This window comes from Bradyrhizobium ottawaense (assembly GCF_002278135.3).
Lineage (GTDB): Bacteria > Pseudomonadota > Alphaproteobacteria > Rhizobiales > Xanthobacteraceae > Bradyrhizobium > Bradyrhizobium ottawaense.
In genome coordinates this window covers 654,775-666,946 of the sequence record NZ_CP029425.2, presented here as the reverse complement: position 1 = coordinate 666,946, position 12,172 = coordinate 654,775, and the positions used below count along the sequence as shown (strand labels likewise).

Genomic DNA, 12,172 nt, shown 5'->3' with positions numbered 1-12,172 from the left:
TTGGCCTGACCAAGCGCGAACGAACGCGATAATCTTTGCTGCTTAGCAAAATGGCCCTCGTGCTGAACAACGCTGTCCTGGGACTGTCGAAGGCATAGGTGTCGGCAGATCAGAGGACTGCACAACTACGTTCGTTTGAGCCGGGGTAGCACTATTAATGGCCGTAGCCGTTGTGCGCGCGCTATCCAACTGAGCGCGACAGTTTACATAGGCATCTGTGCCCGGCCGAGCCCCATAGCCCTGACACTTTTGATCGTCTTTGACATTGCGTTCCGCAATAAGCTGCTCGTTGGTGAGGCATCCGCCCAAAGACAGGCAAAGCGCCAAGATCGCCACAACGCGCATTAAGATGTTCCCCCAGCAAGAAAATAGCTCGCATACAACCGCAACCGCAGGGCGAAATCAACAGGCCGCATCGTCCAAATATGGCTAGGCGCACCAGCGTGAACCGGGCGGACATTTGCTATGTCCATAATGATGGTTGGCGTAGATGGGCTCAATATCACGCTTGACCGAGTTGAGGTGTGGGGTCTCGGCTGCGCCTCAAAATCTAGCGGCTTGCCTCCGCGCCGTTCGCCGGAATCTGTCTCGCATGAGCACCATGTCGCGAGAGGTCATCTGGGGCGGCCGTATCATGGGCGCGAGGATTCACGCTGAGGGCGCCCGCGGGCGCGCCGAGCGGGCTATTCGCGAGGTGGACCGGGCCGAGGCCGAAGCTTGGTCTGTCTATGGAGGGCTATGGCGGGCCCGCACAGCCGTCGCCGACGATCGGTCAATGCCTCAACGGCGGATTTGCATGGCTGGAGGTCGTGTGCGCCCGCAGCAAGACACGCGCGAGCCTGCCAGAAGACGCGATAGGGATACGCCGCTCTGGAAGTTGGAGGCTTCGCTCAAGTGCCGCTCCTGCCGGTCCACACTCTACCCCGGCGCCCACCCGCATGCTCCAGCTGATCAAGACAAGGCAGATCACACCCTATAAATGGGTACATCTGACTGAGGAGTGATGGCCTGAGCCGGGGATTAGTGGATCGATGTGCAATCTCTATTCAATCACCACCAACCAAGCCGCAATCGGTGCGCTATTCCGCGCGGTCAATCAACACGTCGGAAACCTTGCGCCGATGCCAGGCGTATTTCCGGACTACAAGGCACCGATCGTCCGGACCGGAGCCAGTGGCCGCGAGCTCGCGATCGCGCGCTGGGGCATGCCATCCTCCTCAAAAGCGCTCATAGATGCGACCCAGAAGCGAGCCGAGAAACTGCAAGCCAAGGGCAAGGCGGTAGACTTCAGGGAACTGCTCCGGATGGAGCCGGATTCCGGTACCACCAACATCCGAAACGTGAAGTCGAAGCACTGGACGCGCTGGCTTGGCGTCGAGAATCGCTGCGTGGTGCCATTCAACTCATTTAGCGAGTTCAACAAGGCCGAAGGCGGAGACATCTGGTTCGCACTCAACGAGCCCCGTCCGCTCGCCTGTTTCGCCGGCATCTGGACCAACTGGACCTCGGTCCGGAAAGTTAAGGAAGGCGAGACCAACAATGACCTTTTCGCGTTCCTGACCACGGAGGCGAACGCCGAAGTCGGCGCAATCCATCCGAAGGCGATGCCAGTGATCCTGACGACTCCCGAGGAGGTCGAAACCTGGATGAATGCGCCCGCTGAGCAAGCTCTCAAGCTGCAGCGGCCCCTTCCGGACGGATCGCTCCAGATCGTAGCCCGCGGCGTGAAGGAAGACGTAGTGTTGCCCATTTAGCCGGACATCAGCGGGGGCGGCCTCTGACCACTATGCTGAAATCGTCCGGTAGATTGATCGATTGGCGCTCCGTCGCAGACGGAAACGCTGGCCACCCTGGGGTCCGATCTGCGCAAATAGCCTGCGCTGCGCGCCCGAATCGAGTTTTACTCGGTTTGGCCGTTCGCAGAGGAGCGCTCCGCGTGGGAGCTTGTCCGCGTTCAAGGCCCCACAAGGCGATCTTGATAAGGCTGGCGCTAAGAGTGAGCTTGGCCGGGTCTGGCCGCGACGGCGACTTCTTGAACATCGGCTGACAAATATCACCTGTCTAACGGGGTCGCCTAAGGCGGGGTGACGTTACAAATTGTCGGTCGTGGGTTCTATGACTTCCGAGAGTAGGTCAGCCGTATTTCGCAGGCTGTTTCGTACCTCCTCCAGCCTCTGATTCGATGGAAGGGCGGGCCGCCGCGACAGCCTCAAGACAAACTCAAAAACACGATCCGAATTGCGCATGAGTTGCAACAAATGCTCGCCGCTCGGCCCGTTTGAGCCGGAAAGCCAATTCTTAGCAGTTCTTTCATTTGCCCCCGTCCACCGCATTAGGGTCTTCTGGGCTTGATGGCTGTTGCCGAGTTCGGATCTCAGAATGTCGGCGATCAAGCTCGCGTAAGTAGGCGATTGCTTTCCGCCGTTTGGAAACTTCTTGCCCGTTTTCGGAAACATGTTTCCCCCCGAGCTAAGCTATAGTTTCAAAAACTCGACCATGCATTCTTGACGCTAGTAGGGCGACGATGTTGCAGGGCACGTCTCATTCAGGCGTTGAACCGGAGAGCCAGGCCGCCCGATCCGCGGCCGAATACGTTCGGATGTCGACGGACCATCAACAATATTCGACGGCGAACCAGTCACAGGCCCTTCGCGAGTACGCCGCTCGTCACGGCTTTCGGATTGAAAAGACCTACCAGGATAGTGGCAAAAGCGGTCTCAATCTTGATGACCGGCAGGCTCTCAAGCAGCTCATCGAGGATGTCCAAAATGGCGTGGCCGAGTTCGCGACGATCCTCGTCTACGATGTCAGCCGCTGGGGGCGCTTCCAGGACGCCGACGAAAGCGCCTATTACGAGTACATCTGCAAGCGCGCAGGCATTTCGGTGCGATACTGCGCCGAGCAATTCGAGAATGACGGCAGCCCCGTATCGACCATCGTCAAGGGCGTCAAGCGCGCGATGGCTGGGGAGTATAGCCGAGAGCTATCAGTCAAGGTCTTTGCGGGACAGCGGCGCCTAATCGAGCTCGGCTACCGTCAAGGTGGTCCGGCGGGATTTGGCCTAAGGCGGCAGTTGATCGATCAAAACGGCATGGCCAAAGCGGAACTAGTTCGCGGCGAGCACAAGAGCATCCAAACCGACCGGATCGTTCTCATCCCTGGTCCGGAGCAAGAGATCGAAACTATCCGCTTCATTTACGAGGCCTTTGTCGCGCAAGGCAAGAGCGAGCGAGAGATCGCGGACAGCCTCAACGCCAAGAGCATTACCACCGATCTCGACCGCCCTTGGTCCAGAGCGACCGTGCATCAAATCCTGATCAACGAAAAATACATTGGAAACAATGTTTGGAACAGATGCTCATGCAAGCTCAAAGGTCGCCGAGTCCACAATCCTCCTGAGCGCTGGATTCGTCACGACCAGGCCTTTGACCCCATTGTCGACGAGGAGACATTTAGATCCGCGCAAACCATTATATTCGAACGCTGTAAGCGCTACTCCGATGAAGAGCTTCTGGATGTCCTTCGCGGCTTATTGGAACAGCACGGTTATCTCTCGGGCATCATCATCGATGAACTTGAGGTGGGGCCATCCAGCAGCGCCTATCGCGCGCGCTTCGGCAGTTTGGTTCGCGCCTATGAACTCATCGGCTTCACCCCAGACCGGGACTACCGCTATATCGAGATCAATCGCGCATTACGCCGAATGTATCCCGACTTTATTGCAGCAACGGTGCGCGGAATCGAAGAGATCGGGGGATCAGTCCGCCAAGACACCGAAACCGACCTCCTCACCGTCAATGACGAATTTTCCGCTTCGCTTTGCCTGGTCCGATCTCAACAGACCATAGCTGGCTCCCATCGCTGGAAGATCCGGTTTGATGCGGGGCTGCGGCCGGACATTACGGTGGCGATCCGGATGAACCAGATGAACAGCGCCGTGCTCGATTACTACCTCTTGCCACGCTTTGAGATGGAAGCAGAACAGGTTGCTCTCGCCGAACACAACGGCCTGGCACTGGATGCCTATCGTTTCGACACGCTGGATATGCTGTTTGAACTTGCGGCGCGCTCGCAACTGATGGAGGTCAGCTATGGGATCGGCTCAATGCATTGAGATCATTCCAGTCGGAGCCATCGACGTCGTCAATCCACGGGCACGCAACCGCCGAATCTTCAAGGAGATTGTGACCAGCGTCGCCGAACTTGGCCTGAAGCGGCCAATCACAGTCAAACGGAAGACTTGCGAAGGTGACCCCCGTTACGATCTGGTATGTGGCCAGGGGCGCCTTGAGGCCTATCAAGCTCTCGGGCAGCGCGAAATCCCCGCGGTCGTGGTGGATGCGACGGCCGAAGACAGTGCCATTATGAGCCTGGTCGAAAACTGCGCACGGCGTCAGCACCGTGCCATCGACCTTCTTCATGACATCGAGGGGCTGAGACAGCGTGGCTATGATTTCGACGATATTGCGCGCAAGACCGGCCTTAGCCTCGAGTATGTCAAGGGCGTGAGCAGCCTGCTGGAAGGCGGGGAACACCGCCTCCTCCGCGCGGTCGAAGCGGGGCAAATGCCTGTCAGTATCGCGGTTATGATTTCGCAGGCCCAGGACAACGACATCCAGGCCGTCCTGCAACAGGCTTACGAAGAAAGGCTGCTAAGGGGCCAGCGCCTGCTATCGGCCAAAAAATTGATCGAGCAACGGCGACGTCGAGGTAAGGGCTATAAGACTGGTCCACGCCGGACCGACGGCACTCCGATCAGTTCGAACGCTCTTTTGCGGGCGTATCGACAAGACGTCGACCGCAAGCGGATTTTGATCCGCAAATCCAATAGCACCAAGGCACGGCTGGTCTTCATCCTGGAAGCCCTGCGCAAGCTATTGATCGAGCCGGAGTTCCTCTCGATCCTGGGAGACGAAAAACTCGATACCTTGCCCAAGAACCTTGCCCTGCGGCTACATGGGCACGGATAGACCATGGCACGCCGGCCTCACATCGCGGTCCGGATGGGCTTTGAAGAACGAACGGTATCGGTCAGGCTCGCCGACATCCAGCCGTTGAAGCTCGTGTCGGAGGAGGTGAAGCGCTCGCCGAAATATCGCCAGATCGCAGCCTCGATTGGCGAGATCGGGCTCGTCGAACCACCCGTGGTGGCACGCAGCCGCGACGGCCACGGCAAATTCCTCCTGCTGGATGGCCATTTGCGGCTCGAGGTGCTGCGAGACCGCGGTCTGGTGGAGATCGAGTGCCTGGTGTCGACCGAAGATGAGGCTTTTACCTACAACAAGCGCGTCAACCGGATAGCCATTATTCAGGAACATCGGATGATCTTGAAAGCGGTCGAAAACGGCGTCTCCGAAGCGCGGATTGCCAAAGCGCTTAATGTTGATGTCGTCAGCATTCGTCGGCGTCGCAAGCTGTTGGACGGCATTTGTGCTGAGGCCGTCGAATTGCTCAAAGAAAAACATCTGACGCTCAATTCGTTCTCGGAACTGCGCAAGCTTGCCCCGATCAGGCAGATCGAGGCGGCCGAGCTGATGATCGCGATGAACAATTTTTCCAACAGCTATGTGCGCTCGCTGGTGGCGGCAACGCCTCGAAACCAGCTCGCCAGCGGCTACACACCGCGCACGCCTAAAGGGCTATCAGACGAACAGCTTGCGCTGATGGAACGGGAGTCAGCTTCGCTCGCGCGCGAGTTCAAGGTGGCCGAACAGACCTATGGCACCGACCACCTCGATCTGGTGCTGGCGGTTGGCTACCTTTCAAAGCTTTTGCGCAACGGCAAGGTGGTCGGCTATCTCGCCAAGCACTTTCAGGAATTGCTGTTCGAATTTCAGCGGATCACCGAGTCAGAAGCAACAGCCGCCTAACGCCCACTCCGCGCGACATTTTTCGTCAATTCCGCAGCATTCGCGTATGCGTGGTTATGGAAGAAGTCAGCCAGCGGATGAGCCGGCTCGGCCGATGAGTCGGCGTCCCCAGCCGACGAGTTCGAAGCCCGACACCCCGCCACGCGCATATCTTCAAGCCGAGCCCAGCTCAGTTAGCTAACCATCCCCAAGCATCGACGCTCGGACTGGCTGGCGAACCTTATGCACCGCGATCGCCGCGGGGGCCGCTTGTGTCCCGATCCTAACCTGGCTACAAAAACATAAATACAACTGGGGGATGCAGATGATACGGGGTCTTTTCATTGGGGTCGCCATTGCGATGTCACTCGTAAGTGAGGGCGCTCAAGCAAGTTCGGCGGACACCGACAAAATCCTCGAAAAATTGGCCGTGCTGGAAGCGCGTGTTGCGACCCTCGAAGCAAAGAACCTGGAATATAAACGAGAGCTAGAAGGGACGCGCGCTGCCCATGCTCGCATGGATCCCTCTAAAAACTTCCGAACCGCAAATGCCGCCGTTCCTCTGCAGCCCGGGCCCCTTCGCTCAAGGGATGATCATCCTGGTATCGAGCCCGGTTGGACCGGTATCTTCTGGGGCGCCTCCGCTGGCGGCGCTGCCACCAAATCCAGCACCACCTCTGCTGGGCAGGCAACGATCGCATCCCCCGGCTTCCTAACTGGCTACAATACCTCAGATCTATCAGCGCCAACGAGCAATGCAGGAGCGTTTATCGACCTGTTTGCGGGAGCAAATGTGCAGGTTTCTCGCCTCGTTTTCGGCGGACAACTTGAAGCAACCGCTTCTGACCTGAACTTCAGCTCCTCTGGGGCGCGCTCTTACAGCTATTTCGACCAGAACGGCGCAACAGGGGCAACGGCGACCGGCAATTATCGCCCGCAACTCACCTCTCGGTGGATGGCATCGGCCTTGTTGCGCGCCGGCGTGCTTCTCGACGACGACACCCTGCTTTACGGGCTTGGAGGCTGGACCTTTGCGCAGTTTGAGGCCCGCAACGTGACTGACAATCCCTTCTATCAGCCCAACGAGACGTTTCGGGCTAGCGGGCCGACTGGAGGCGTCGGCATCGAGCGCAAGCTCTATTCGAATTGGCGGGTACGGGCGGAGTATCGCTACACTAAATTCGACACAGCACACACGCAGGATCAATTCGGGTTTGTTTCGGGCACGTCTTCGCAGGGTTACTCGCGTTCGACCCAGTTTGATCAGTCAATGCAGTCCGGTCGGATCGGGGTTGCCTACTCGTTCAATCCGCTTAGATAGGTTCGGCGGCGGGCCAAGATGCTTTCTGACGAGCCGATGAGGCAGAATGTAGGTTCGCGTATTGAGAGGTTGAGGACGGATTGAGAGGTGCAGCGCAACATCCGCTGACTATTTTGTAGAAAGGGCTGCATAGTTCGCGCACTTGCAACGATCCTTCCAGGACATGCCGGCGTCGCGGCGCATTGCTAGAGAGGAAGCAATTAAGTCTCTACTGATCGAGAACAGTGCAGAAAATTATTGTTTCATGGGTGGTGAATGGAATTCGATACTGGAACTCAGTATACACGAGCACAGATTCAGCAACTGCTCGGCGTGCCCGAAGACCGTCGCGGCGGTGATTGGGCAACTGGCTACACGAAATTTGGCGACGAGCTATTCGTGTTTTGCAACGTCGGATCAGCTGGCCGAACCGGCCACGATTATCCAAATCGGTGGGATGGCAACCAACTCGTCTGGTCGGCAAAGGGCCGCTCAAATGTGTCTCAACCTTTGATGCGGGCTATCGCGAACGGCTCGTTAGTAACGCATATTTTTCATCGGTCCGCCGATCGTTCACCGTTTACGTATGCCGGGCGAGCGAAGGCGGTGGATATTCAGAATACCAAGCCTGTGGTTGTCCGTTGGTCTTTCGAAAATGCCCCGACGAAGCGCCTCGTTAATGATCTTAACAGGGAAACGGTTTGCAAAGAGCTTGAAACATTGGGCTTCAATGTGGCTCCGGTCGGCGTAAAAACGCGGCGCGCCACGCGCGGCTCAATCACGCTTTACATCAAGTTCGACAGCAACAGGTCAGTATTGGTAGTCGACCCCTCTTACGAAGAGGGCGTCACAGCCCTGTTGCAAATTCCTGGCGTACACAGGTTGAACCGAAATCTTTTCTATCACAATTCGACTATGAGGGCCTTTCCAAAACGTATTTGGTCCGGTCAAGATCCAATTCCCTATGGGATTGATTTTGGTTTCACATCAAAACAAGCCTTGCAAAGCTTCATCGACATCCTTGAAGGAATTCCCGTAGCGGGTTCCACGAACTCCATGGATAAGATGGATGTTGATCCTCGTACAGAGACTGAAGCCAAACGCGCGATTAGGTTGGGCCAACAGAACTTTCGTAGAGAACTCTTAGAACTTTGGGGCGCGCGTTGTGCGCTTACAGGTTTGGCAATCCCAGAATTGCTTAGGGCCTCCCACATCAAGCCCTGGTGTGAAGCAAACTCTTATGAGCGACTTGATCCGAATAATGGATTGCTGCTCGCCGTGCACATTGACGGGTTGTTTGATCGGGGTTTTGTTTCATTCGACGAGGGCGGGTTGATTCTGATCTCAAATAAATTAGACGAAGAAAGCCTGAAATGTTTTGGAGTAACCTCTGATTTAAAAATTTCCAATCTCAATTCGCATCATCAGAAATACTTAAGGCACCACCGCTCGCGTTACGGCTTCTGAGCGCAGTTCAAGATTTGTGTCTTATAAGAGAAGGGCTAACTCCAAATAGCGGCAGAAGGCATTTGCCAACACCATCTGGCGGGGCGTTCGGCATTCGACCTCGAACAAACGCGGACAGGCAACCATAATGCAGAGGCACTTCGCACGCGACGTGGCCACGTTCAGCCGGTTCGCGCTATAGAGAAACTCCATCCCGCGTGGGGCGTCGGAATGAGAAGAGGTAGTCATCGAATAGATCACGATCGGTGCCTCCTGTCCCTGAAACTTGTCAACCGTGCCGATGCGCCGCCCGGCAATCGCTCCTGAAGCTCGAACACCTGCGCGTTGTAGGGAGTGATGATCAGGATGTCCGCCAATCCGATCAAAGCCGCCTTCCCTTCACCGTCGACCCACTTGGTGTCGCTCCCCAGGATTTCATCGACGAGCCTTTTGATCTCGTCTGCCTCTTGGGGAGAGGAATTCTGGTTACCCTCATGCTGCACGGCAAGATAGCGAAGGCCGGACCCATTCACTCGGCTCGATGACCTGATTTCCTGCCGCTCCAAGCCGGGTCGCGAGCGGAGGCGCTCCTCATAGAACAGCTCGGACGTGAAGGCACAGATATCGGGGTGCAAGCGCCAGGTTTCTCCAAGGAAAAGCCCACGGCCAGCCTCGATCGTTGCGTGCTCACCCAGGACGTGGTCAAGCGCCGATGTCGCAACGCCATCCGGATGACTCCCTTGCATCGGCTGCTCAAGCTGCCTTGGATCGCCGAGGAGGACAATGCTCTCGGCCGCCTGCGACACGGCTAACACGTTTGCTAGCGACATCTGCGCTGCTTCGTCGACGAACAGAACATCTACAATGCCCGCCGCATCCGGACGCGCCCAAAACCAGCTGGTAGCACCACCAACCTGGTAGCCATTACCGAGCCCGTCGATAAACTCTGGACTCTTGGTAGTCAGTTGAAGTCCTGGCAGAGATGCCGGCTCATCGCTGACTTTTTGAATGCATTGAGTTACCAATTTCTGCTCGGCAGCCGCCTCCAGCGACTTATCGAGCAAGTGGCGAATGACCTTATGGCTATTGGCCGTTACGCCGACTGTCCGGTTGTCGCGCACGAGCGCACAGATCATGCGCGCGCCGGCATGGGTCTTGCCTGCCCCAGGCGGCCCTTGCACCGGAAAGACGCTCTGATCAAGTGAAAGCGCGGCGCGCATCGCGGCCGCCAGCAGCGGCTCGCCAGGCTGCTCCAACTGCTGCCCACGAATTCTTGGAGCGACTTTGAGCACCAAGTCGCGAGCAGCACGATATGCGCCCGGCCCAATGATCCCATGATCGGCCACATATTCTCCGATCCTGAAGATCGATTCTGCGAGAACTTGGTTATCGACGAACTTGTGTGCGAACGCAGCTTCGGGATGAACGCCTGCCGAGTCCTGGCGTTTTTTAATGTCGATCGTCCTGTTATCAATGCAAATCGCGACGACCTTGCCAAGCTTGTCGCCGCCAACACTTTTCAAATCGTCGTCTGCACGAACGTCGGTCTCCTGGACCGTGAACTTGTAGCGGTGGATCGGAGCCTTCAGGGTCCCACCAAAACTGCCGAGAAACGTCAGCCCTCCTAGTCCGGCGCGCTCATACAAGAGATCCTCCGCTGACAAGTCACTCAGCCGAAAGTACTCCCACCACACCGCCTTGTTCTCGCGGCCGAAGAAATCGATCAAATGAGCCAGTAACCAACGGGCCAGCTGCTCTGCGCTGCGCTCGGCCACATCGTCCGGAACGTCGCTGGTCAACCTGGACACAAGCCCAGCGACCCGGCGTTTCCAAGCGCTTAGATCCTCGCCGATCTCGGCAGCCTTCGGCTGCGGCCGATCGATCGCCTTCCCTTGCGCGATTAGCCCGCCGCGCACCCCCTCAAGCCAGTCCCGCAAAGCGCGCGTCGAGGCGCAGTCGTCGCGGTTGTAACCGATGATGGCGACCCGATCCCCCGCGTCAATTCCGCCGGCGTCGGCCAATTCGAGGCAGGCCTGCACCCGCGCCATGGCGCCGCCGACATCGATCAGCGGGACGGTGCGGTCAAACCCGTACAGCGGCTCCAGCTTCTTAATCGAGTAACTTTCGACGCTGGCGCGGATGCTTTGCCGGACAATGGCGTACAAGTCCACGAACACGCCGGCCCGAAGCAGGTTGTCGACCTCGTCCTCGCGCGTCGCGTACCGTCCCATCAGGCGCTTCAACGCGGCTGGCTCATAGGGGGCGAAGTGATAGATGTGCAAGCCAGGGTGCTTGGCCAGCCGCTCAGTGACGAAGTCGATGAAACGTTCGAACGCCGCCCGTTCGTGCTGCCGTGTCGTGACCCAGTCGCCGACATAGGCTTCCATGCCGGCGTCGTTGGCATAGAGATAGCCGAACAGGAACTCGAGCCCGCCGCCGTCCACGAACGGATCGCCCTCGAAATCGAAGAAGATGTCGCCGGCCGAAGGCTCGGGCAGCCGGAACAAACCAAATTCCGGCACCTGCGGTAGCACCTCGTGAAGGAGCCGGCCCCCTCCGCGGCCTTCAACCTGGAGTCTGGCTTGTTCGCGCACCCTCTCGTAGCTTGGCGCACTGCCCCGATCAGGCCGCCATTGCAGCGGGATGGGCAGCGTGGCAAGGGCGGCCATGGTGCCCACGCCTCGCCGGGCCAGTTCCTCAATCTGGGTCTTGGTGATTCCTGCGACAAGCGAAAGGTGATCGTCAGCGCGCCGCCTCGAAGCACAGGGCTCACGCCATCGGCAGACCTCGCAGTGCTCGATCGGGTTGGGATAGAGACTGTCATGCAGAGGCGAAGCCGCAAATGTCTCCAGGCTTCGCCTGATGCGTCGATAGAACGCCGCAAAATCGGCCACGCGGTAGGCCTCCGGCAGGTACTCCGTCCCGGGCGTCACGACATGGGCGGTCTCCGGGACCTTCTGCTGCATGGTCGCCAATAGATCCGAGTAGAGGCTCAGCTGCAGGACCGTGTTGCCCTTTGTTTCGCGAGCCAATTTAGTGTCGGTAACCTCGTATGACCAGGCACCCAAACCGCTCGGGCTCTCGACCCGACGCAGCACGTCGGCTCGGCCGCTCCAATTCTCATCCCGTAAAGCCGCCTGAACGATCACCGCGTCGCCGCGCGCCATCGCCTGCCGCGTCTGGACAACCGAGGCGTAATCGATGCCAACGCCGGCAATGGCGGCGACGGTCCCGCCCTGCTTGGCGAGATGGTCGACAAAACCCTGCTCATGGATCTTGCCGCGCTCCACCAGGGCATCGAGGGCCGGGTCATCGCGGAGCTTTGGCTTGGCAAGTTCGCCCTCGGCGACCTTAAGGTCGAGGTGTGTGAGGTAATGACAATTCAGATGCCCAATGAGGTCGCCAGCGCTGAAGACGATCGCCGCACCGTTCTTCTGCATCCATCCCCCGAGAATGCCGCCGGGCCCTGGGGACACGGCTTCCGCAACAACGATACAGGCCTTCGAACGAACGCGAAAGAGCTTCGCGTCCGGGCCGCAACCGCCGAACGCAGCGGCGTGCCAGCGAGGGTGTCGAC

At 58.2% G+C, this 12,172-nt stretch carries 8 protein-coding genes and 1 pseudogene; 7 read left to right on the top strand and 2 right to left on the bottom strand.

What is annotated here, in order from left to right:
• Positions 1–592: 592 nt before the first annotated feature.
• From CIT37_RS40125 to CIT37_RS03045, 7 genes and pseudogenes are all read left to right on the top strand, one after another.
• Positions 593–1,004 (top strand): annotated as a pseudogene (locus tag CIT37_RS40125) (hypothetical protein).
• A 27-nt stretch (positions 1,005–1,031) separates the two neighbouring features.
• Positions 1,032–1,754: an SOS response-associated peptidase gene (locus CIT37_RS03070; RefSeq protein WP_095425410.1), complete on the top strand. Its 723-nt coding sequence runs from the start codon at positions 1,032–1,034 to the stop codon at positions 1,752–1,754.
• 770 nt (positions 1,755–2,524) lie between these two features.
• Positions 2,525–4,114, top strand: a complete 1,590-nt coding sequence (locus CIT37_RS03065) for a recombinase family protein (protein ID WP_095425408.1) — start codon at positions 2,525–2,527, stop codon at positions 4,112–4,114.
• Complete coding sequence (locus CIT37_RS03060; protein WP_095425407.1) at positions 4,092–4,970, top strand: ParB/RepB/Spo0J family partition protein; 879 nt, start codon at positions 4,092–4,094, stop codon at positions 4,968–4,970. The genes CIT37_RS03065 and CIT37_RS03060 overlap by 23 nt, the downstream gene beginning before the upstream one ends.
• Positions 4,971–4,973: 3 nt before the next feature.
• Entirely contained in the window at positions 4,974–5,870 is an 897-nt protein-coding gene (locus CIT37_RS03055) for a plasmid partitioning protein RepB C-terminal domain-containing protein (protein WP_095425406.1), read from the top strand.
• 304 nt (positions 5,871–6,174) lie between these two features.
• Entirely contained in the window at positions 6,175–7,170 is a 996-nt protein-coding gene (locus CIT37_RS03050; RefSeq protein WP_161966321.1) for an outer membrane protein, read from the top strand.
• Between the two features lie 255 nt (positions 7,171–7,425).
• Positions 7,426–8,616, top strand: coding sequence for an HNH endonuclease (locus CIT37_RS03045; protein WP_095425404.1), 1,191 nt, complete (start codon positions 7,426–7,428; stop codon positions 8,614–8,616).
• A gap of 21 nt (positions 8,617–8,637) precedes the next feature.
• Here the strand turns inward: CIT37_RS03045 and CIT37_RS03040 are convergent, their stop codons facing one another.
• Complete coding sequence (locus CIT37_RS03040; protein ID WP_275937779.1) at positions 8,638–8,844, bottom strand: hypothetical protein; 207 nt, start codon at positions 8,842–8,844, stop codon at positions 8,638–8,640.
• A gap of 8 nt (positions 8,845–8,852) precedes the next feature.
• Positions 8,853–12,035, bottom strand: a complete 3,183-nt coding sequence (locus CIT37_RS03035) for a TM0106 family RecB-like putative nuclease (protein WP_275937775.1) — start codon at positions 12,033–12,035, stop codon at positions 8,853–8,855.
• Positions 12,036–12,172 lie beyond the last annotated feature (137 nt).

Excerpts from the sequence above, each read along its gene's own strand:
- CIT37_RS03070 (WP_095425410.1), top strand. The coding sequence starts at position 1,032 with ATGTGCAATCTCTATTCAATCACCACCAACCAAGCCGCAATCGGTGCG.
- CIT37_RS03065 (WP_095425408.1), top strand. The coding sequence starts at position 2,525 with ATGTTGCAGGGCACGTCTCATTCAGGCGTTGAACCGGAGAGCCAGGCC.
- CIT37_RS03060 (WP_095425407.1), top strand. The coding sequence starts at position 4,092 with ATGGGATCGGCTCAATGCATTGAGATCATTCCAGTCGGAGCCATCGAC.
- CIT37_RS03055 (WP_095425406.1), top strand. The coding sequence starts at position 4,974 with ATGGCACGCCGGCCTCACATCGCGGTCCGGATGGGCTTTGAAGAACGA.
- CIT37_RS03050 (WP_161966321.1), top strand. The coding sequence starts at position 6,175 with ATGATACGGGGTCTTTTCATTGGGGTCGCCATTGCGATGTCACTCGTA.
- CIT37_RS03045 (WP_095425404.1), top strand. The coding sequence starts at position 7,426 with ATGGAATTCGATACTGGAACTCAGTATACACGAGCACAGATTCAGCAA.
- CIT37_RS03040 (WP_275937779.1), bottom strand. The coding sequence starts at position 8,844 with ATGACTACCTCTTCTCATTCCGACGCCCCACGCGGGATGGAGTTTCTC.
- CIT37_RS03035 (WP_275937775.1), bottom strand. The coding sequence starts at position 12,035 with ATGCAGAAGAACGGTGCGGCGATCGTCTTCAGCGCTGGCGACCTCATT.